The organism is Deltaproteobacteria bacterium (genome assembly GCA_016933965.1).
GTDB lineage: Bacteria > Desulfobacterota > Syntrophia > Syntrophales > UBA2210 > JAFGTS01.
Genome location: JAFGTS010000006.1, coordinates 40,869 through 61,088 on the forward strand (window position 1 = coordinate 40,869; position 20,220 = coordinate 61,088).

Below are 20,220 nucleotides of genomic sequence, written 5' to 3' on the forward strand. Positions count from 1 at the left end.
GCGGCCATCTCGTAACAAGCTGTTCTTATTCGTCTTTTTTCTTGTCTTTGCCCTTGGTCACTTCAGCTTTCAGCTTTTCCAGTTCCGCTTTTGTCTCCTCAAGCTCTTTCTGTTTGATCTCCTGTTCCTTCTGCAGGTCCTTCTTTTCCTGCATCTGGTCCTTCAGTTCGTCGATGCCAACGTAAACGGCAAGGGCGCCGCCGAGAAGAAGAATGATGGGAATTCCGCCCTTGAGAATGATCAGGAAATCAGAACCCCACAGTACAAGACCGACAAACCCCAGAACCGCTGCAACGAGACCTCCGATTAATACCTGCATTTCCGCAAACCTCCTAATGAATAATTTCCGTTGATGGCATAGTAAAAAACCGATTACGGCATGTGGAATGGTCACTAAAGAACTTTTGCTAACATAAATCCCATTCTCAGGCAAGGTGAAAATACAGAAAAAATTCTTGCTTAAAATTACATATTACATTAAGTTACAACCCTTTCAGTGGATGGAGGCCGTCCTGTCGGACGGTGTTCCCGCGAACTCTGTCACGGTGGTGAAGCACATGATCGATCTCGATTTTGATAAGGCCGGCGGATTGGTTCCCGCCATAGTGCAGGACTGTGAAACCGGTGAAGTCCTGATGCTTGCTTACATGAACCGCGAATCATTCGCGAAGACCCTGGAGACGGGCAGGGCCACCTACTGGAGCCGTTCACGGAACACGCTCTGGGTGAAGGGTGAGTCGTCGGGGAACGTTCAGCTGGTTAAAGACCTGTTTGTGGACTGTGATTCCGATACGATCCTGCTCAAGGTCGAACAGGTCGGCGGTGCAGCCTGTCACCTGGGGTACCGGTCCTGTTTTCACCGCCGGCTGGCGGGTTCTGACACACTGGAGATCACCGGTGAAAAAATATTTGATCCGGAGGACGTATATCGCTCATGAGTCTGTTGAAACTGGGAATTCCCAAGGGAAGTCTTGAAGCCAGTACGGTTGAGTTGTTCAAAAAGGCCGGATGGCGGATCACTTACGACAGCCGCAGCTACTTCCCCGACATAGATGATGATGAGATCAACTGCTCCCTGGTGCGGGCCCAGGAGATGTCGCGGTACGTTGAGCAGGGAACGATCGATCTCGGTCTGACCGGCAGGGACTGGATCATTGAAAACGGTTCGGACGTCATGGTCGTCCAGGACCTGGTGTATTCAAAATCCACGGCCCGCCAGGCCAGGTGGGTACTGGTGGTACGGGAGGATTCCCCCATCGCGACGATCGAGGACCTGGAAGGGAAAAAAATATCCACGGAACTGGTCAACTTTACCACTATGTATTTCCGGGACAGAAATATCAACGTCCAGGTGGAGTTTTCATGGGGTGCCACGGAAGCCAAGGTGGTGGAGGGGCTGGTTGACGCCATCGTGGAAGTGACGGAAACGGGAAGCACTCTCCGCGCCAATAAGCTGAAGATCATTCATGAACTCATGAAGACCAACACTCAGCTCATCGCGAACAGGAATGCCTGGAAGGACCCCTGGAAGAGAAACAAGATCACGCAGATCAATACCCTTCTGCAGGGATCCCTGTCCGCCACGAACAAGGTGGGGCTGAAATTGAACGTGTCCCGGGAAAATCTGGGCCGGGTGGTCCTACTGCTCCCATCCCTGAAGGCGCCCACCACGTCGGCCCTCTATAATGAGGAATGGTTCGCCGTTGAGGCGATCGTGGACAAGGACATTGTCAGGGAACTGATCCCCATTCTTCAGGACGCCGGTGCGGAGGGCATCATAGAGTACCCCTTGAACAAGGTGATATGAAAGGTGCGGGCGATGACGAGAACAGGTGTTGTTGAAAGAAAGACCAGGGAAACCGATATCTTCGTAGAGATCAGACTCGACGGGAACGGTGCCGGAGAGATCGCGACGACCATACCTTTTCTCGACCACATGCTGGCGCTCATGGCGAAACACGGTTTTATGGACATCACCGTGCGGGGGAGCGGCGACACCGATGTGGATTACCATCACCTCGTGGAGGACCTCGGCATCTGCCTGGGAGAGGCCATGAGGCAGGCCATCGGTGATAAACGGGGGATCCGCCGGTACGGCGCGGCGCTCATCCCCATGGACGAGAGTCTCGCGTCGGTCGCGGTGGACATGTCGGGCAGGTCCTGCCTGGTCTTCAAGGCCGATTTCAAGGGCAAGAAAATACGGGATTTCGATCCGTTGCTCTTCAAGGAATTTTTCAAGGCCCTGGTGGACAACGGGGGAATAACCTTGCACATAAACATGGTGTATGGTACAAACCCCCACCACATGGCCGAGTCCATATTCAAGGCATTTGCCCGGGCTTTCAGCGAGGCGGTTTCCATTGATGACCGTGTCGAAGGCGTCATGTCCACGAAAGGCAGCCTCTGAAACCGGGCGTTCGACTATTGATACCCTCTTGACATATTCCGGGCATACCCTTTCATGCCGAAGAGGTGCAGAGGGGGTGAATTTCATGAACAGAACACTTTTCAGGTGGGTGAAATCCGTCCCGGGGTGCTGCGCTTTGTTGTTGCTCTTCCTTGCCGGCTGTTCCGCCGGGAGCGCGGTATCAACGAGACATTTTGTTCCTGAAAGCACCGTGGTCTGCAATGCCATTGCGGTGGCTCCTTTTCAAACGGTCCCCGTCGATGTCTCACGGGGGGAATACGGTATCTGTCCTCTCTGCGGCATGATGATGAGAAGCTGTCCCTGCCGGTCTTCCGGTGATCCCTGCAGGATCGTGGAAGACCTGTTCCTCGAAGGCCTGCGGGAGCGTAAAAGTCCGTCGGTCATACCTGGCGAGAAGGTCGCCGCCGTCTACCGGAGGATATTGACCGATTCCTTTACCCTGTCGCAACGGGAGGTCATGCAGGCCCTCGGTCGCGAGTTGCAGGTCGATCATGTCCTGGCCGGGTACGTGTTCTGTTACCGGGAAAGAAAGGGGTATGCCTATTCCGTCGATACTCCCTCATCGGTCGTCTTCAGTGTACACCTGGTACGGGTGGAAGACGGGGCCCTGGTGTGGCGGGGTATTTTCGACAAGACCCAGAGCTCCCTCTTTGAAAACCTTCTTTCTCTGCCGTCCTTCATCAGGGAGCGGGGGAAATGGGTGACCGCCGGCCGCCTTGCTGAGGAAGGAGTCACGGAAATCCTCAGGACGTTCCCGGGAACCGGAGAATAATACAAAGAAAAATGGATGCGGGGAAAAACGGGACCGGGCAGGAGCAGGCGTTTCGGTACCCTTCCCGTGAAATGGTGTTATGCTGATCATACCGGCCATTGATGTACAGAACGGAAACTGTGTGCGCCTTCTTCAGGGGGATTTTTCCCGGAGCACCGTTTACGGGGATGATCCCGCCGCCGTTGCCCGGCAATGGCAGGATCGGGGCGCACAGCGTATCCACGTTGTCGATCTCGACGGGGCCCGTGAGGGAAGTCCCCGAAACAGGCGGGTCGTCGGGGATATCGTCAAGGCCGTGGATGTACCGGTGCAGGTCGGCGGCGGTATCCGTGATGAGGTGACGGTCCGGGAATATCTCGATATGGGTGTGAGCCGGGTTATCCTGGGCACGGCGGCGTTAAAGGACCGGGAAAGCGTCTTCGCTATCTGCGACCGGCACCGGGGTTCGATAATCATCGGCATCGACGCCAGGAACGGGGTCGTGGCCGTCGAGGGATGGGTCGAAAAAACGGAAAAATCCCCCGCCGAGATCGCTGCGGATTACGAGCAGTGCGGCCTTGATGCGATCGTATACACCGACATCGGTCGGGATGGCATGGAAACGGGCGTCAACGTGGAGATGACGGCGGCCCTTGCCCGGGCTGTCAGGGTGCCGGTCATCGCGTCGGGCGGCGTGCGGGGATTGGATGATATTCACAGATTGCTGGCCGTAGAATCGGCGGGTATCAGCGGTGTCATTATCGGGAAAGCCCTTTACACGGGGGCATTGAACCTGGAAGATGCCATTGCCGCGGCTCGGCGGAACATCCGGCGGGACTCCCCGTGAGGGAAAGCCGGTGAATATGCGCGGAGGGATGGGTCATGAAAGACTGCATTTTTTGTAAGATTGTCAGAGGAGAGATCCCGAGCACTATCGTCTATGAATCCGAGCGTGTCCTTGCCTTTGACGACATCAGCCCCGCCGCCCCGGTCCATGTCATCGTGGTGCCGAAACAGCATGTGGCAACCCTCATGGACCTGGGGGATGATTCTCTGGACGTGATGAAGGATATCACGAAAGCGGTCCAGGAAGTGGCGCGCATCAAGGGTGTCGATGAACGAGGTTTCAGGATGGTCATCAATTGTAACGAGGAAGGAGGACAGGTCCTTTTTCACCTCCATGTCCACGTCCTGGGAGGCAGGCGCCTGGAAGACGATATGGGATGAAACAGCGGGCAGGTCCATGCCCCGTCGTTATTTTTTTTTGAAAGGCGGTCCGGTGATTTGACAATCGCCGGGGAACAACTAAATTAAGAGTAATGCCTAACTCATGAGAGTGAAAGGCACCCTCCGGTGCCCGATGGAAAGGTAGTGTTCGGAATGGATATTTTGAAACGAGTTGACGCGGAAATGATCACGGCCGCGAAGGCGAAGGATAAAATACGCCTGTCGGCCCTCAGGATGATGAAGGCTGCGCTCCATAACAGGCAGATTGATCTGAAGGAAAAGTTCACGGAAAAAGAGGCCTTGCAGGTGTTTTCTTCCCTGGCGAAACAGAGAAAGGACTCTATCGAACAGTTCCGGAACGGTGGGCGGATTGACTTGGCTGAAAAAGAAGAGCAGGAACTCAGGGTGATCCAGGAATTCATGCCCGAGCAGATGTCGGAAGAAGAGATACTGTCGGTGATCGAGAAAGCCATTGAAGAAGCCGGCGCCACGAGCGCGCGGGACATGGGAAAGGTCATGAAGGTCCTCATGCCCCGGTTGACGGGAAAGGCCGACGGAAAAGTCGTCAGTGACATGGTCAAGGCGAAACTTTCTTCCTGATGGAGATGAAGGAGCGCCGCGCCGAAGGCGGCGTGCCCCCCGCCGCGTCACCGCGGGACAGGGCACGTGCCCATCGCGACCCGAAGGGGAGGTCGAGATTGACAGGGCATATTCCTCAGGAAACAATAGAAGAGATCAAAAGCCGGGCGCAGATCGTCGATATCGTCTCCGAGTACGTAACCCTCAGGAAACGGGGCAGAAACCACATCGGCCTGTGCCCCTTTCACCGGGAAAAGACCCCGTCCTTTACCGTCAATCCCGAAAAACAGATCTTTTACTGCTTCGGGTGCGGAGAAGGGGGGAATGTCATATCGTTTCTCATGAAAATGAACACGATGACCTTTCCCGAGGCGGTCAGGAGCCTGGCGGGAAAGGTGGGTGTCATCATCCCCGTGAGCGATCCGACTCCCGGGGAGAAAAAGAAAATCAGCGAGCGCGAGGCGGTCCACCGGATCAACATGGCGGCCGCCGAATTTTTTTTCGCCGGCCTCTCCTCGAAGAGAGGTCGTACCGCTCGGGAATATTTGAAGAAAAGAGGTATCAGTGATCCCGTCGTCAAGAAATATTTTCTGGGCCACGCGCCCGATGAATGGCGGGAACTGAAGGGACACTTTGAAAAAAAAGGCATACCCCTGGAACTTGCCGGAAAAGCGGGACTGATCGTATTCCCCGATACGGGGCAGCCCTATGATCGTTTCAGGAACAGGCTGATCTTTCCGATCCAGGACCTGAACGGAAAGGTGGTCGCCTTCGGCGGCAGGATTCTCGGTGAGGGCGAGCCGAAATATCTCAATTCGCCGGAGTCGCCCGTGTATACGAAGGGGAGAACACTCTACGGGCTCTACCAGTCGAGGGACGACGTCCGCCGTGCCGACGCGGTCATAATCGTGGAGGGGTATTTCGACCTCCTGGCGCTCTGGAACGCCGGCGTTACGAATGTGGCGGCCACGCTCGGCACCGCCCTGACCAGGGATCAGGCGGCCTTGATACGACGGTTCACCCGGAACGTCATCATGATCTTCGATCCCGATGAGGCGGGCATCCACGCCGTCGAGCGGGGGCTCCAGATATTTCTCGAAGAACAGATGGAGGCGAAGATCGTTATTCTCCCCGATAAGCGCGACCCCGCCGACTTTGTGTCGGAATCGGGCGGTGATGCCCTTCGGGAACTGATCGGCGGCGCCCGTTCCATGGTGGACTATTATATCGATCATGTCATCGGCGGAAAAAAGACCCTTGAAGAGAATCTTCGTTCCGCCCGGGAATCGGTGAGTTTCTTCGCCGGCATCGCGGACCCCATCCAGCGGGGGCTTTTTATCAGGCGTGTCGCCGAACGGCTGGGGATCGAGGAGGCGCTTCTCACGGCCGGCGTGTCACGGCTCCTCTCGAAGCCGCGCGGGACGGGAGAGCAGGAGCCGCCCGAGCGGGGGAGAAAAAAGGTTCCAGCCACTGATTCCGTCGAGCTGAACCTGCTGCACCTCATGATGGAATACCCCGGTGTTATTGATACGGTCGTCACCGGGAACGTCGTCGAATGGTGCCTGGACGAGGATGTCCGTGACGCGGCGTGGAAAATGATCGATGAATGGAAGCGTGGCACCGGAACGGACGCCGGGGATTTTGTCGCCGCCCTTCCGGCGGGAAGCGTCCGGGAGGGGCTCCTGAAGCGGATGGTGGAATCACCGTGCAGCGATGACGTTGTTGAAAGGATGCTTCAGGATACGATACGCAAGATCAGGTCCCGCTGGTATCGAAGAAAGCACCAGGTGCTGAAGATGAAGCTTGCGGAAGCCCAGAAACGGGGCGACGCGGAACTGCTGCATGAACTGCTCAGGGAAAAGGACGGACTGATAAAGGAAGAGCGGGGTCTGTCCGAAGCCGGCAGGGGAGAGGGACCGATGGGTCGTGAAGAGGGAATATTCTGAAGGCAAGGAGCAAGGACAATGAAAAAAATAATGAAATCCGATGAGGTACAGAAACTTATATCACTTGGCGAGGAAAAGGGCTTCCTTACCTACGACGATATCAATGATATGCTTCCATCGGATATCGTGTTGTCCGAACAGATCGACGACATCATGATCCTCTTCGGGGAAAAGAACATCGATGTCGTCGACGCCGACAAGGCCGACAAGATAGACATCAAGAAGGATGTCGATGATACGGACGATCAGAAGGAGGCCGACCTCCTTTCGGCGGTGCCCATATCGACACTCGGCAAGACCGGTGACCCCGTTAAGATGTACCTCAGGGAAATGGGCCTCGTGTCTCTCCTGAGCCGTGAAGAAGAGGTGGAAATAGCGAAGCGGATCGAAGAGGGGGAAAAGAAGATACTGGCCACCCTTTTGAGCCTTCCCATTTACGTGGACCAGATCGTCATTATCGGCGCGCGTCTGAAAACGGGAGAGGTGCGCATCAAGTCCGTCGTCGACAACCTGGAGGACGAGAGCGGCTTCATGGAGGAGGACATCCAGCGAGAGCGGGTGCAGAAACTTATCGATCAGATCACGAAACTGCACCGGAGGAATGGTACCATTGAGGAGCGTCTCAAAGACCCCGATCTGGATGAAAAGAGGATCAAACGGCTGACCAGGGAGCTGGAGAACAACCGGCAGAAGATCGTCGAACTGTGCATGGAAGTGCGGTTCAGCAAACGGCGCATCAGCAAAATGAGCTCCGATCTGAAGGACGCCGTGGCCCGGATCGAAAAATATGAGAGGAAGATACAGGTATGCAAGGATAAAACGGGTATGTCCCTGAACGCGCTCGATCGGGTATTCGCCCGGATGCGCAACGAGCCCCAAAAGGTGAAGGCCATCGCCAAGGAGAACAGGGTATCCCTGGAGAAGCTGAAAGATGCGGAAAAGACGATACGCGAAGGCCGGAGGGAGTTCAAGCGGGTGGCCGCAGAGATCGGAGCGCCGAAGGAAGCGCTCAAGAACATACTCGAGCAGATCTCCAATGGAGAGCGGGAGGCCAACGAGGCCAAACAGAAGCTGATAAAGGCAAACCTGCGTCTCGTCGTCAGCATTGCCAAGAAATACACGAACCGGGGACTGCAATTCCTCGATCTCATCCAGGAGGGCAACATCGGCCTCATGAAGGCCGTGGAGAAGTTCGAGTACCAGAGGGGTTACAAGTTCTCCACATACGCCACCTGGTGGATCCGGCAGGCCATAACCCGTGCCATTGCCGATCAGGCGCGTACCATACGGATCCCCGTTCACATGATAGAGACCATCAACAAGCTGATACGGACCTCTCGATACCTCGTGCAGGAACTGGGCAGGGAACCGAATCCCGCTGAGATTGCCGATAAAATGGAATTTCCCCTGGATAAGGTAAGAAAGGTCCTGAAGATCGCCAAGGAGCCCATTTCTCTCGAAACCCCGATCGGCGAGGAAGAGGACAGCTCGCTGGGTGATTTCATAGAGGACAAGAAGATCATGTCTCCCTCGGAGGCGACGATGAGCATGGACCTGGCCAACCAGACCAGAAAGATCCTGTCCACGCTGACGCCGCGGGAGGAAAAGGTACTGCGGATGCGCTTCGGTATCAGCGAAAAGTGTGATTATGATCTCGACCTGAACAGTGACAAGCTGACCGACACGGTCCAGCGGGCCCGGAAGATAGAGGCGAACGTGCTCAAGAAGATGCGATCGTCATCGCGAAGGCGGGAGATCAAGAGCGGGACGAAGTAAAAAAGTGCCTGAGTACGATCCGTGATTCGTTATTCAGAATTCGGGACTCGTAATCCGTAATCCCTTATTGCAGTTGCCCGATTTATCGGGCTTTTTTATTCTGTCATTCCCGCGCAGGCGGGAATCCGGTCAATCGCAGAAGGCGATCGCCTCTATCTCGAGCGGAGCGCCGCGGGGAAGGTCCCGTACCTCGATGCAGACCCGCGCAGGCCGCGAATCTCCAAAGTATTCATCATAAACAGCGTTGAGCTCGGCGAACCGCTCCATGTCGGTCAGGTAAACGGTGACCTTCACGACACGGTCGAGGTCGGAGCCGCCCGCTTCAATGATCGCTTTCAGGTTTTCAAGGGCCCGCCGTACCTGGCGTTCGAATGACCCCGAGGCGGATTCTCCCGTCTTCGGGTCGATCGGTAACTGACCGGAGACGAACAACCAGTTGCCGGCTCTGATTGCCTGGGAATAGGGTCCCACCGGTTCCGGGGCCTTGTCGGTCATGACGGGCGTGCGTTCCATGGGCGGCGCTCCTCCATTCAAGATGATTACCTGCTTTTACTCGCAGATGCGGGGAATGGTCAATGAAAAAAAATGAGTGCCTGAGTTCCTAAGTATGAGTGCCTGTTATTGCCCCCCCTCTTTTATAAAGAGGAATTGGGGGAGATTTTACTCTTTGTTTTTCCGGAATCCGCATGACTGTTCACCAGTTTGATCCGTAATCCTCTTTAAAAATCCCTCCCAACCTCCCTTTACAAAGGGAGGAGAAAAACGAGAAAAACCTATAAATAAGGCAACGACAATAATGGGTCAGGGAATACGGATTAGGGATTACGGATTACGAGTTACGATTAACGATTCCCGAATCGCGTTTTACGAATCCCGATTGTCCTTGCACAAGGACGGCGCCTTTGTTATTGAGATAATTTACGTTTAAGCACCATGGTATGCATCCTATGGAACATATTCTGACCGTTACGGAATTGACGCAACAGATAAAGGACCTTCTGGAAAGCCGGTTCGGATACGTCTGGGTCGCCGGCGAGGTGTCGAACCTGAGGCGGCCGGGGTCCGGCCATGTCTATTTCACCCTCAAGGATGAAGAAAGCCAGATCCGCGCCGTCCTGTTCCGCCCGTACGCGTCACGGATCGGTTTTGCCCTCGAGGAGGGGATGAGCATCGTCTGCCGGGGCCGGCTGTCCCTGTACCAGCCCCGCGGGGAATACCAGATCATTGTCGAAGCGGCGGAGCCACGCGGGCTGGGCGCCCTGCAGATGGCCTTTGAACAGCTCAAACGGCGGCTCGAAGCGGAGGGCCTCTTCGCCCCCGAAGCGAAAAAGGCCGTTCCCTTCCTGCCCGACAGGATCGGTATCGTCACCTCTCCCACGGGAGCGGCCGTCAGGGACATCCTGAACATCACCCGCCGCCGGTTCTCGTCCGTTAATATCCTTATCGCCCCTGTCCGGGTACAGGGCATGGAGGCACCCCCTGAGATATGCCGAGCAATCGAGGCCCTGAATTCCCTGAGCGATATAGATGTCATTATCGTCGCCCGGGGCGGCGGTTCGCTTGAAGACCTGTATCCCTTCAATGATGAACGGGTGGCGCGGGCCATATTCGCCTCCCGGATCCCGGTCATCTCCGCCGTCGGCCATGAAATAGATTTCACCATCGCCGATTTTGTCGCCGACCTGCGCGCCCCGACGCCGTCCGCGGCGGCTGAACTGGTCGTGCCGAACCGGCGGGACCTGGTGGAACGCCTGGAAACACTGAAAGCGCGCCTGTTATCGGGCCGGCGCAACATGGCGGCCCGCCTGCGGGAGCGGGTGAATTACCTTCAGGGGAAGATACCCCACCCGAGAAGACGGATCGTCGACCTGCGGCTTCTCGTGGACGATCGGCTGTCGGAGCTGATCGAGACCCTCAGGCGTGATATCGGCGCCAGGGGGAAAGAGGTATCCGCTCTGCGCGGTCTCCTGCTTCGGTCGAGTCCGGACAGGCGGGTTCGGGAACACGGGAGAGCTCTCGACAACACGCTGCGGCACCTGCACATGTCATTGCGTGTGTATCTGCGGGAGCTGGAAAGCAGGGTCCGGCGGAACGCGGCGCTGCTTGACGGGTTGAGCCCGCTCGCGGTCCTCAGGCGCGGGTACGGGATCATCAGGAAAATACCGGACGGGACGGTGATCAAAGATGCCGCAACGGTCGCAGCGGGCGACCTGGTATCGGTCAAGATCGCCCTCGGCGGTTTTGACGCGAGGGTGACAGAGGTAACAGAGGAGCACGAAGATGGCGGAAAAGAAATTTGAAAAGGCCCTTGAACGGCTGGAGGATATCGTCCGCAGGCTGGAGGAGGGTGAAATGACCCTCGATGAATCGCTGAAGGCCTTTGAAGAGGGCATCCGGCTGGCGCGGTTCTGTTCAAAGAAGCTTGATGAGGCGGAACGCAAGGTGGAAGTGCTGCTGGCCGATGAAGAAGGATTCACCGTGGAGCCCTTTCCCGGAGAAAGTGAACCGGGTGAAGAGGGATAGAGTCATGGAACTGGACGCGTACCTCAGGGAGCGGAAAGAGCTTGTCGATGAAGCGTTGAACGAGCGTATCCCGGCGGGCGATCCACTGTCCTCATCCATCTTTGAGTCGGTCCGCTACAGTCTCTTTGCCGGGGGGAAGCGGATACGGCCCATCCTCTGCATGGCCGCCGCCGAGGCCCTGGGTGGTGACAGTGAGTTGGTGCTTCCCGTTGCCTGCGCCCTGGAGATGATCCATACCTATTCGCTGATCCATGACGATCTACCTGCCATGGATAACGATGACTTCCGGCGGGGGAAACCGACGAATCACACCGTCTTCGGGGAAAATATCGCCATCCTGGCCGGTGACGCGCTCCTGACGGAGGCCTTTCGGGTCATGTCGGAGCCTGCCGGCAGCCCCCTGGTACCGGCGGAACGGATACTCGCCGTCATCGGTGAAATATCACGAGCGGCGGGTTTTTACGGCATGGTGGGCGGCCAGGTCGTGGATATCATCTCGGAAGGAAAGGCCGTGGACCTTGATACGCTTTCCTATATACATGAAAAAAAGACAGGCGCGCTGATCACCGTGTCTCTCCGGTCGGGGGCCATCCTGGCCGGGGCGGGGGACACTGAACTTGCAGCGCTGACACAATACGGCGGGAACATCGGCCTTGCCTTTCAAATAGCCGACGATATCCTTGATATTGAAGGCGACAGGGACCTTCTGGGAAAGGACACCGGTGCCGACGGTGTCCGGGGAAAAATGACCTTCCCCGCCCTCATGGGGATCGAGAGATCCCGGGAGCAGGCCCGGCGCCTTGTCGAGGAGGCACTCTCGGTGATCGCGTCTTTTGATGAAAGAGCCGAACCGCTGCGGCTTATCGCCCGCTTCATCATCGAGCGGCGGTCCTAGATTGATGAAAAAAAACGGGAGCATTGCCGTTGGATACAAAGAAGGAACATCTTTTAGACAGGATCACCGCGCCGTCCGATGTACGCGCTCTTGAACCGGCAGAGCTGGAACAACTCGCCGAGGAGATCAGGGGCATGATCATCGAGACGGTCTCCCGGAACGGGGGGCACCTGGCTCCATCGCTGGGGACCGTCGAGCTGACCCTGGCGCTGCATTACGTTTTCAATACCCCCCACGACCGGATCGTCTGGGACGTAGGACACCAGGCATACGCACACAAGATCATCACGGGCCGCCGGGACGTCTTCGATACCCTGCGCAAAGACAGGGGCATCAGCGGGTTTCCAAAACGCAAGGAGAGCCCTTACGATGTGTTCGACGTGGGACACAGCAGTACCTCGATCTCTGCCGCCTCCGGCATTGCCGAGGCGCGGTGCCTGAAGGATGATACCTACAAGGTGATCGCCGTCATCGGCGATGGGTCCATGACGGCGGGCCTTGCCTATGAAGGCATCAACTGGGCGGGTGATCAGAAAAAGGACCTCATCGTGGTCCTCAACGACAATGAAATGTCGATCTCCGAGAACGTGGGGGCGCTGTCCTCGTACCTGAACCGCATCATGACGGGACAGCAGATGACGAAACTGCGCAACCGCGTGCAGGCCTTTTTGAAGACCATCCCCGGTATCGGTGAACAGATGGTGAAGTTCACCAAGCAGGTGGAGGAATCCCTCAAGGCGTTCATTGTTCCCGGCATCCTCTTCGAAGAACTGGGATTCATGTATGTGGGGCCCCTTGAAGGACACCATCTTGACCACCTCATCAAGACCTTCCGGAACGTGAAGGCCCTGGACCGGCCCGTGCTCGTGCATGTGATAACGAAAAAGGGAAAGGGGTATCACTTCGCGGAAGAACGGCCGGCACTGTTCCACGGCATCGGCCCCTTCGATATTGCCACGGGCGAACCCGCTCATGAAAACGGCGCCCCCCCGGCATACACGTCGGTCTTCGGAAAGACCATGGTCACCCTGGCCCGGGAAAATCCGCGCATCGTGGCCATAACGGCGGCCATGAGCACCGGGACGGGGCTCGATCTCCTCGCCCGGGAGATCCCCCGGCGGTTCTTTGACGTGGGTATCGCCGAACAGCACGGTGTCACCTTCGCGGCGGGTCTTGCCGTGGAGGGATTCATTCCCGTGGTCGCCATTTATTCCACCTTTCTGCAGCGGGCCTACGACCAGGTCCTTCATGACGTCTGCCTCCAGGACCTTCCCGTCGTGTTCGCCCTCGACCGTGGCGGTATTGTCGGAGAGGACGGGGAGACCCACCAGGGGCTGTTCGACCTTGCCTACCTGCGATCGATCCCGAACATGATCCTCATGGCGCCCAAGGACGAAAACGAACTCCAGCACATGCTGAAGACCGCTGTTGAATCGAAACATCCCACGGCGATCAGGTATCCCCGGGGACGGGGTGTCGGTGTTCCCCTGGATAAGGAACCGCGCTCCCTGCCCCTCGGAAAGGGAGAGGTCCTTCGGGCGGGTGGTGACCTGGCCATCGTCGCCGTGGGCGCTTCGGTCCACCCGGCCCTTGAGGCCGCCGGCATTCTCGAGGAAAAGGGCATCGAGGCTTGTGTCATCAACGGCCGCTTCATCAAGCCCCTGGACGGGGAACTCCTCCGTGATACGGCCCGAAGGATAAAAAAGATCCTCACCGTTGAAGAGAATGTCCTTATGGGAGGCTTCGGCAGCGCCGTCATGGAGCTTCTCGGTGACGGCGGTATTTCGGATGTCCGGATCAGGCGCATCGGGATATCCGATACCTTTGTAGAGCACGCGTCCCAGACGGAACTGAGGAGGCGGTATTCCCTCGACGCGAGTGGGATCGCCCGGGTGGCACTGGAATTCCTGGCGGACGGGGAATAGTGTCCGTGACGCGGTCGAACGGTTCGGGCAGGTCATGAAAAATGCCACACCTCGGAAAATGAGGCTCGATACGCTCCTGGTTGAACGGGGGATAGCGGCGACGAGGCAGCGGGCAAAGGCGCTGATCCTCTCCGGTTCCGTCGTGGTCGATGACCACCGCGTCGAAAAGGCCGGTGCCCTTGTTTCGCCCGATGCCGATATCCGCGTCCGTGGCGAGGATAATCCCTATGTCAGCCGTGGCGGCTTGAAGCTCAAGGGAGCTCTGGACCGGTTCGGTATCGATGTCCGGGGAAAGGTGGCCCTCGACGTCGGCGCTTCCACAGGCGGTTTCACCGATTGCCTGCTCCAGGAGGGCGCCCGCAGGGTGTATGCCGTGGACGTGGGATACGGGCAGCTTGCCTGGAAGCTCAGGCAGGACGAACGGGTCGTTCTCTTTGAACGCACCAATATCCGTCATTTCGACGGCCGGGGCATCGAGGAGGCCATCGAGATTGCCGTTGTCGATGTTTCCTTTATCTCTCTGACACTGGTGCTCCCCGTGGTGTTGAAACTGACGGAACGGGGAGGAAGCATACTTGCCCTCATCAAGCCGCAGTTCGAGGCGGGCAGGGGTGAAGTGGGCAAAAAGGGCGTGGTGCGGGACCCGGCGGTCCATGAACGGGTGGTGCGGGAGATCGTCGATCTCAGTGACCGTCTGGGAGTGGCCGTCGCGGGGACCTGCGAGTCGCCCATCACCGGGCCCGAGGGGAACAGGGAATTCTTTCTCCATGGGGTCAAGCGTTGAGAGGGCTGGTGCCCGATTGCGCGTAAGACTTTACACACTCGAAACTATTGAATATTTCATAAATGCTTCGGGACGGTAAAAAGATCAGAAAGGTTCCGGATGCGCGTCAAACTGGCACATACAGCGGGATTCTGCATGGGCGTGAAGAGGGCCGTTGATATCGCCCTCGATATGGCCCAGCGGGGCGGGGAAGAGAAGATATATACCTACGGTCCCCTGATCCACAATCCGCAGACCATAGAGATCCTCGAATCACGGGGGGTCATTCCGCTGACCGATGTCAACGGGGTTCAGGACGGGCTCGTCATTATCCGGGCGCACGGGATATCCCCCGAAGACCGCGAGAAGATCAGGCGCAAGGGAATTGCCATCGTGGACGCCACCTGTCCCAAGGTGGCACGGGTCCAGGCGATCATCAAGAAGCACAGCGGCAGCGGCTATACGGTGCTCATCGCCGGCGACCGGACCCACCCCGAGGTTATCGGTCTGCTCGGCTACGCGTCTGACCGCGGCATCGTGGTGGGCGGTCCCGATGAGATCGCCTCGCTGCCGCCCCTCGAAAAGGTCTGCCTGGTGACGCAGACAACGCTGAATTCCGCCGTTTTTGAATCGATCGTCACCGCCGTCAGGGAAAAATATCCCGGCGCCGTCATATTCAACACCATCTGCGATTCCACGGAGCGCCGCCAGACCGAGATCAGGAACATGGCGACCGAGATGGACGCGATCATCATCGTGGGAGGGAAGAACAGTGCCAATACCCGCCAGCTTGCCGCCATATCGCGGAAACTGGGGGCCCCGACCTTCCATGTCGAAACGGCCGCCGAACTGGAGGCCCTGGACCTCGGCGGGTATGAGAAGATAGGTGTCTCCGCCGGCGCGTCGACGCCGAACTGGATCACCGACGGTGTCATAGATTATCTGACGCATTACCGGGAAGGATCGAGCCGGTTCGGATTGTCACGCCTTTATCGTTTCTGGTCGTTTCTGGTCCGCACCGACCTGTATTCGGCGATCGGCGCCGGCTTTCTCTCGGCGGCGAGCATGATCCTCCAGGGACTGGCCCTCAGCGTTCTCCCCATCCTTATCGCGTCTTTTTACGTCTATGCCGTGCACGTCATCAACCGCCTGCGGAGCAGAAATATCGCGCGGCTCATGGGCAGCTACCGCAAGGAACTTTACAGCCGGCATACGAACCTCCAGTACGCCCTCGCCCTCGTCTGCCTGGCGGTGGCCCTGGTCCTTTCCTTCCTGGCGGGACCGGCCCCCTTCGTCATTCTCCTTGTTCTCTCCGTGTTCGGCGTCCTTTACAACATCAGGATCTTTCCCTGGCGCCGGCGGGTGGACCGCCTGGCGGATATCCCCGGAACGAAAAGCCTCTTTGTCGCGCTGGCGTGGGCCGCCGCAACGGCACTTCTTCCCCCGGCGGGTGCCGGCGGGTTCTTCGAACCGGCGGCGGTCATGGCCTTTCTGTTCGTCTTTACACTTGTGTTTGTAAAGTCGGCGCTCTCGGACATGATGGATATTCAGAGTGACCGGCTTGTCGGAGAAGAGACGCTCCCCGTCGTCCTGGGTGAGGCGGGGACGAAAAAACTGCTCAAGGTCATGTCCCTTGCCATGGGGCTTCTGCTCGTGGCGGGTTACCTGGCGGGATGGGGTGCCGGCGTTGCACCGGTGCTTCTGCTGCCCATATTTTATGTGTGGATTTGTTTCCGGGTTTGTGATAAAAGAGCCCGATTTTCAAGCATTATGCTGGAAGGGCTTCTGGGGGCGAATTACATAATCGCCGGACTCGTTGCGGGGCTGTGGTTTATGATCATCACCCGTTTTTAACGGTGTAAATGCCGGGAGGGGCAATATGAAACAAATACTGAAAACAATGCTGATCGTTCTGTGTGTTCTCCTGGTCGGGGCCTGCGGCGGACTACGGTATTCGCAGCTCGCGCCGGACCTCGAGAATTTTCATCCCACGCGGATCGCGGTTCTTCCCGTTGACGCCGGGGCCTATGGCGAGGCATCCGGGACGGCGGACGCGATCCTGGTGCAGGCACTGATCGATACCCAGTGGTTTGCCACGGTTGTGCCGGTCGAGACCGTTCAGACCCAGATAGCAACGAATGAGACCTTCCGGGACATGCTGGTTGATTACCTGTCAAAACTGGACAAGGTCAATTATTCCGATCCGGTCCTCAGCGGGAAGATCGGAGAGACCCTGGGCGTCGACGCGTTTTTGGTGGTCACCGTCGATTTCTGGAACTTTACGATGGAAGACGATGACAAGGTGGCAAAGGTCGGGTTCAGCCTGAAGCTGGTGGAATCGCCGACGGGGCGGGTTGTCTGGAAGGCCGGTCATCACGAAGTCGAAGATTACTGGATAGTAAAACCGGACCTTGCCGAAGTCGCCGTTGAACTGGCTGAAATGATTATCAAAGAAATGCCGCATTGAAGCGGCAGTTGAGAGGGACCGGAAAACGGGGAACGAACGAGCGGATACCGAGTGCTCCGGCGATGCCGGCATCGATACCGTCAAAGGGAGGGAGCAGTAACGGAGTCTTGTTGAAATTCTTGATATGGAGGAAATGAGAACATGGCATATGTAATCACCGATGAATGCATCGCCTGTGGAAGCTGCGAAGACGAATGTCCCGTGGGGGCCATCAGTGAGGGGGATGATAAGTACGTGATCGATCCGGATACGTGCACGGACTGTGGTGCCTGTGCCGATATCTGCCCTGTCGAAGCGATCGTGCCGGGAGATTGAGAGCGACACCGGATCCGAATCCCCTGTACAGCAAGAGGGTCCCTGTACCCCCGTTTCCCTGCCTGCCTCGATAATACTGTTTCCCCGCGTATCCAGGAGCGTCCGGGTTGCCGCCTATGAGTGTGTTCATTGCCTTTGAAGGAATTGAAGGTTGCGGAAAGACCACACAGGTCGGAAAGGCGGCGGATTATCTGACGAAGAGGGGCATCCCCTTCCTGTGCACCGTTGAGCCGGGTGGAACCGGGGTCGGCGAGGAACTGCGAAACATCCTTCTGAACAAGGTATCCCTCCGCATCCACCAGATGACGGAACTGTTCCTCTTCGCGGCGGACCGGATACAGCACGTTGAGGAGGTCATACTTCCGGCCCTGCGATCGGGAACGGTGGTTCTCTGTGACCGGTTCGCCGATGCCACCGTCGCGTACCAGGGTTATGGACGGGAACTGGATATCGACGTTGTGCGGGCCGTGAACCGCTGGGCGTCGGGGTCCGCCACACCGGACATGACGATCCTGATAGACCTTCCGGTGGAGGTGGGGCTTGAGCGGGCGAAAAACCGCTCGGTACGGCTGGAAACGCCTGATGACCGGTTCGAGCGAGAACGCGTGGAGTTTCACCGCCGGGTCAGGGCGGGGTATCTCCGGCTTGCCGGGGAGGAGCCCGACCGGTTCCGCCTGATCGACGGAACCCGGGGTATCGATGCCATTCACGAAGAGATTCGCGGCCATATCGCACGGCTGCTTGCCCGGTGAAACCATGTCGTTCCAGGATATATACGGACAGGAAATACCCATCGCAATACTACGGAATTCCCTTCGCCGCGGGCGGGTGCCCCACGCCTACCTCTTTCACGGCATGGACGGTGTGGGAAAACGAACCACCGCCCGGGTCCTGGCCAAGGCACTGAACTGCCGGGAACGAACCGACGATTCCTGCGATCACTGTCCCTCCTGCCTGAAGATAGACCACGGCAACCACCCCGACATCGTTTTCATGGAACCCGACGGGGTATTCATCAAGATCGAAATGGTCCGGGACCTGCGGAGCCAGATCAAGTACCGGCCCTTTGAAGGGCGGGTCCGGGTATTCATCATTGACGAGGCCGACAGGATGAACGCACCCGCCGCCAACGCCCTTTTAAAGACCCTTGAAGAACCCTCGGTCTCGAACGTCATTATCCTGCTGACGGCGAACCTGCACGATCTGAACCAGACGATCCGGTCACGGTGCCAGAAGATCCGATTCAATCCGATCCGTACCGACGTGGTGGCGTCGTTTCTCAAGGAGAAACGGTCCGTTGCCGACGATGAGGCCGATGAACTGGCATCGGCGTCATGGGGCAGTATCGGCGCCGCCATCGCCATGGAACAGGGGGAACGGCGGGCCCTGAAGACGGAGCTGATAGAGATACTCCTTGCCGCCCGGAGCGACAGGACCCCAAGATCAATGGTCATGCTCTCAGGAAATCTTGACGCGGACAAAAAGTCGCTCCCCGAGAAACTGGATATCCTGCGGAGTTGGTACCGCGATGTCCTGGTATACAGCGAGACGGGCAGCCGTGAAGGTCTGCTCCACCGCGACCTGGCCGATGCAACGAAACAGATGGCCGAGGATATGACGACCCGGCGCATCCTGGAGAACATCGAAACCGTCGGCCGGGCCTGCCGTGCCATCGCCCAGAATGCCAATAAACAGTTGACTTTGGAGTCGATGGTGTTTAAGCTTCTCCGGTAAAAATGAAGGGGCCTCGGCCCCTGAAAGTTTGTATTGAATGGATAATAGCACCGAACAGACGATCAGCATCGTCGGCGTTAGGTTCAAGGACAGGGGAAAGGTCTATACCTTCGCGGCCGGTGAACTTCAGCTGAAAAAGGATGATTTTGTGGTCGTCCACGCTGAGGACCGTCTCGCCGTCGGCACGGTCGTGACGGATGTCATGGTCCTTCCCGACGGGAAACTGCCGGAAAATCTGAAAAAGGTCGAACGGAAAGCGACCGGTGACGATTTGAAAGCCTACGAATCGAACAAGGGACTCGAAGCGGAGGCCTTTAATTTCTGCGGCGAGCGGATAGAAAAACGGAATCTCCCCATGAAGCTCGTTGATGTGGAATGCCTCCTGGATCGGAGCAAGGTCATCTTTTTCTTCGTCGCCGACAACCGGGTCGACTTCCGGGAACTGGTAAAGGACCTGGTCCAGAAATACAAGACCAGGATAGAACTGCGACAGATCTGGGTGCGGAGCGAAGCCCGCCTCTGCGGGGGGATCGGTATTTGCGGCCGTGAGCTCTGCTGCGCGAGTTTCCTCAACACCTTTGCCCCGGTGTCGATAAAGATGGCCAAGGAACAGAACATGCTGCTCAATCCCGAAAAGATATCGGGACTCTGTGGTCGGCTCATGTGCTGCCTGGCCTTTGAGAATGACATCTATACGAAAGTAAAGAAAAGAATGCCCAAATGCGGCAAGAACATAGAAACGCCGGCGGGGAAGGGCAAGGTGGTCCGGCAGAACGTTCTCGAGGAAAAGATCTGTGTCTACCTTGAAGAGGGAAAGGAAATAGAGATCAGCATCGACGAATACCGGAAGTATAACTGAACCGCCGGTGACCGGCAGAGACGGAACAGAGA

22 protein-coding genes are annotated in these 20,220 nt (G+C 57.4%); 20 read left to right on the forward strand and 2 right to left on the reverse strand.

All coding sequences use genetic code 11. From position 1 onward, the window contains the following. Positions 1–25: 25 nt before the first annotated feature. Positions 26–319 (reverse strand): hypothetical protein, encoded by a 294-nt coding sequence (locus JXO48_01365; protein MBN2282517.1) that lies wholly within the window; start codon positions 317–319, stop codon positions 26–28. A 238-nt stretch (positions 320–557) separates the two neighbouring features. Here JXO48_01365 and hisI point away from each other — a divergent pair, with 238 nt between their 5' ends. From hisI to rpoD, 9 genes are all read left to right on the forward strand, one after another. Beyond that, positions 558–938 carry a phosphoribosyl-AMP cyclohydrolase gene (gene hisI / locus JXO48_01370; protein ID MBN2282518.1) on the forward strand — a complete coding sequence of 127 codons (381 nt, stop codon included), beginning with the start codon at positions 558–560 and terminating at the stop codon, positions 936–938. After that, the gene (locus JXO48_01375; protein MBN2282519.1) at positions 926–1,807 is read left to right on the forward strand and encodes an ATP phosphoribosyltransferase; all 882 of its coding nucleotides are present in this window, start codon (positions 926–928) and stop codon (positions 1,805–1,807) included. Before hisI ends, JXO48_01375 begins: the two co-directional genes overlap by 13 nt. Positions 1,808–1,819: 12 nt before the next feature. Beyond that, entirely contained in the window at positions 1,820–2,407 is a 588-nt protein-coding gene (gene hisB / locus JXO48_01380) for an imidazoleglycerol-phosphate dehydratase HisB (GenBank protein MBN2282520.1), read from the forward strand. Positions 2,408–2,492: 85 nt separating this feature from the next. Further along, the gene (locus tag JXO48_01385) at positions 2,493–3,200 is read left to right on the forward strand and encodes a hypothetical protein (protein MBN2282521.1); all 708 of its coding nucleotides are present in this window, start codon (positions 2,493–2,495) and stop codon (positions 3,198–3,200) included. Between the two features lie 79 nt (positions 3,201–3,279). After that, positions 3,280–4,026, forward strand: a complete 747-nt coding sequence (gene hisA, locus JXO48_01390) for a 1-(5-phosphoribosyl)-5-[(5-phosphoribosylamino)methylideneamino]imidazole-4-carboxamide isomerase (protein MBN2282522.1) — start codon at positions 3,280–3,282, stop codon at positions 4,024–4,026. A gap of 35 nt (positions 4,027–4,061) precedes the next feature. After that, positions 4,062–4,406 (forward strand): histidine triad nucleotide-binding protein, encoded by a 345-nt coding sequence (locus JXO48_01395; GenBank protein ID MBN2282523.1) that lies wholly within the window; start codon positions 4,062–4,064, stop codon positions 4,404–4,406. A gap of 153 nt (positions 4,407–4,559) precedes the next feature. Next, positions 4,560–5,006 (forward strand): GatB/YqeY domain-containing protein, encoded by a 447-nt coding sequence (locus JXO48_01400; GenBank protein ID MBN2282524.1) that lies wholly within the window; start codon positions 4,560–4,562, stop codon positions 5,004–5,006. Further along, positions 5,006–6,931, forward strand: coding sequence for a DNA primase (locus JXO48_01405; protein ID MBN2282525.1), 1,926 nt, complete (start codon positions 5,006–5,008; stop codon positions 6,929–6,931). The genes JXO48_01400 and JXO48_01405 overlap by 1 nt, the downstream gene beginning before the upstream one ends. Before the next feature lie 18 nt (positions 6,932–6,949). Beyond that, entirely contained in the window at positions 6,950–8,707 is a 1,758-nt protein-coding gene (rpoD, locus tag JXO48_01410; protein MBN2282526.1) for an RNA polymerase sigma factor RpoD, read from the forward strand. 129 nt (positions 8,708–8,836) lie between these two features. On the opposite strand, the gene JXO48_01415 is transcribed toward rpoD, so the two are convergent. Continuing rightward, entirely contained in the window at positions 8,837–9,220 is a 384-nt protein-coding gene (locus tag JXO48_01415) for a RidA family protein (protein MBN2282527.1), read from the reverse strand. 425 nt (positions 9,221–9,645) lie between these two features. Here JXO48_01415 and JXO48_01420 point away from each other — a divergent pair, with 425 nt between their 5' ends. The 11 genes from JXO48_01420 (at position 9,646) to JXO48_01470 (ending at position 20,188) form a co-directional block, all read left to right on the forward strand. Then, positions 9,646–11,007, forward strand: a complete 1,362-nt coding sequence (locus JXO48_01420) for an exodeoxyribonuclease VII large subunit (protein MBN2282528.1) — start codon at positions 9,646–9,648, stop codon at positions 11,005–11,007. Continuing rightward, positions 10,988–11,230 carry an exodeoxyribonuclease VII small subunit gene (locus JXO48_01425; protein MBN2282529.1) on the forward strand — a complete coding sequence of 81 codons (243 nt, stop codon included), beginning with the start codon at positions 10,988–10,990 and terminating at the stop codon, positions 11,228–11,230. Before JXO48_01420 ends, JXO48_01425 begins: the two co-directional genes overlap by 20 nt. A 4-nt stretch (positions 11,231–11,234) precedes the next feature. Further along, a complete protein-coding gene (locus JXO48_01430) occupies positions 11,235–12,125 on the forward strand; it encodes a polyprenyl synthetase family protein (protein MBN2282530.1) in 891 nt (296 codons plus the stop codon). 29 nt (positions 12,126–12,154) lie between these two features. Continuing rightward, positions 12,155–14,050 (forward strand): 1-deoxy-D-xylulose-5-phosphate synthase, encoded by a 1,896-nt coding sequence (locus JXO48_01435; protein ID MBN2282531.1) that lies wholly within the window; start codon positions 12,155–12,157, stop codon positions 14,048–14,050. Positions 14,051–14,084: 34 nt separating this feature from the next. Continuing rightward, on the forward strand, positions 14,085–14,834 hold the full coding sequence (locus JXO48_01440) for a TlyA family RNA methyltransferase (protein ID MBN2282532.1): 750 nt from the start codon (positions 14,085–14,087) through the stop codon (positions 14,832–14,834). A gap of 99 nt (positions 14,835–14,933) precedes the next feature. Continuing rightward, positions 14,934–16,667, forward strand: a complete 1,734-nt coding sequence (ispH, locus tag JXO48_01445) for a 4-hydroxy-3-methylbut-2-enyl diphosphate reductase (GenBank protein ID MBN2282533.1) — start codon at positions 14,934–14,936, stop codon at positions 16,665–16,667. Positions 16,668–16,692: 25 nt separating this feature from the next. Next, entirely contained in the window at positions 16,693–17,280 is a 588-nt protein-coding gene (locus JXO48_01450; GenBank protein MBN2282534.1) for a hypothetical protein, read from the forward strand. 141 nt (positions 17,281–17,421) lie between these two features. Continuing rightward, the gene (locus JXO48_01455; GenBank protein ID MBN2282535.1) at positions 17,422–17,595 is read left to right on the forward strand and encodes a 4Fe-4S binding protein; all 174 of its coding nucleotides are present in this window, start codon (positions 17,422–17,424) and stop codon (positions 17,593–17,595) included. A 116-nt stretch (positions 17,596–17,711) separates the two neighbouring features. Further along, positions 17,712–18,347, forward strand: a complete 636-nt coding sequence (locus JXO48_01460; GenBank protein MBN2282536.1) for a dTMP kinase — start codon at positions 17,712–17,714, stop codon at positions 18,345–18,347. A gap of 4 nt (positions 18,348–18,351) precedes the next feature. Further along, complete coding sequence (gene holB, locus JXO48_01465; GenBank protein MBN2282537.1) at positions 18,352–19,329, forward strand: DNA polymerase III subunit delta'; 978 nt, start codon at positions 18,352–18,354, stop codon at positions 19,327–19,329. A gap of 37 nt (positions 19,330–19,366) precedes the next feature. After that, on the forward strand, positions 19,367–20,188 hold the full coding sequence (locus JXO48_01470; GenBank protein MBN2282538.1) for a stage 0 sporulation family protein: 822 nt from the start codon (positions 19,367–19,369) through the stop codon (positions 20,186–20,188). The last annotated feature ends 32 nt before the right edge of the window (positions 20,189–20,220 follow it).

Bases quoted from the DNA above. Each gene is read 5' to 3' on its own strand.
- JXO48_01405 (MBN2282525.1), top strand. From the start codon at position 5,006: ATGGAGATGAAGGAGCGCCGCGCCGAAGGCGGCGTGCCCCCCGCCGCG.
- JXO48_01470 (MBN2282538.1), top strand. From the start codon at position 19,367: ATGGATAATAGCACCGAACAGACGATCAGCATCGTCGGCGTTAGGTTC.
- JXO48_01425 (MBN2282529.1), top strand. From the start codon at position 10,988: ATGGCGGAAAAGAAATTTGAAAAGGCCCTTGAACGGCTGGAGGATATC.
- hisA (MBN2282522.1), top strand. From the start codon at position 3,280: ATGCTGATCATACCGGCCATTGATGTACAGAACGGAAACTGTGTGCGC.
- JXO48_01455 (MBN2282535.1), top strand. From the start codon at position 17,422: ATGGCATATGTAATCACCGATGAATGCATCGCCTGTGGAAGCTGCGAA.
- JXO48_01400 (MBN2282524.1), top strand. From the start codon at position 4,560: ATGGATATTTTGAAACGAGTTGACGCGGAAATGATCACGGCCGCGAAG.
- holB (MBN2282537.1), top strand. From the start codon at position 18,352: ATGTCGTTCCAGGATATATACGGACAGGAAATACCCATCGCAATACTA.
- hisB (MBN2282520.1), top strand. From the start codon at position 1,820: ATGACGAGAACAGGTGTTGTTGAAAGAAAGACCAGGGAAACCGATATC.
- JXO48_01460 (MBN2282536.1), top strand. From the start codon at position 17,712: ATGAGTGTGTTCATTGCCTTTGAAGGAATTGAAGGTTGCGGAAAGACC.
- rpoD (MBN2282526.1), top strand. From the start codon at position 6,950: ATGAAAAAAATAATGAAATCCGATGAGGTACAGAAACTTATATCACTT.
- JXO48_01450 (MBN2282534.1), top strand. From the start codon at position 16,693: ATGAAACAAATACTGAAAACAATGCTGATCGTTCTGTGTGTTCTCCTG.
- JXO48_01420 (MBN2282528.1), top strand. From the start codon at position 9,646: ATGCATCCTATGGAACATATTCTGACCGTTACGGAATTGACGCAACAG.
- JXO48_01365 (MBN2282517.1), bottom strand. From the start codon at position 319: ATGCAGGTATTAATCGGAGGTCTCGTTGCAGCGGTTCTGGGGTTTGTC.
- JXO48_01395 (MBN2282523.1), top strand. From the start codon at position 4,062: ATGAAAGACTGCATTTTTTGTAAGATTGTCAGAGGAGAGATCCCGAGC.
- ispH (MBN2282533.1), top strand. From the start codon at position 14,934: ATGCGCGTCAAACTGGCACATACAGCGGGATTCTGCATGGGCGTGAAG.
- JXO48_01430 (MBN2282530.1), top strand. From the start codon at position 11,235: ATGGAACTGGACGCGTACCTCAGGGAGCGGAAAGAGCTTGTCGATGAA.
- hisI (MBN2282518.1), top strand. From the start codon at position 558: ATGATCGATCTCGATTTTGATAAGGCCGGCGGATTGGTTCCCGCCATA.
- JXO48_01440 (MBN2282532.1), top strand. From the start codon at position 14,085: ATGAAAAATGCCACACCTCGGAAAATGAGGCTCGATACGCTCCTGGTT.
- JXO48_01385 (MBN2282521.1), top strand. From the start codon at position 2,493: ATGAACAGAACACTTTTCAGGTGGGTGAAATCCGTCCCGGGGTGCTGC.
- JXO48_01415 (MBN2282527.1), bottom strand. From the start codon at position 9,220: ATGGAACGCACGCCCGTCATGACCGACAAGGCCCCGGAACCGGTGGGA.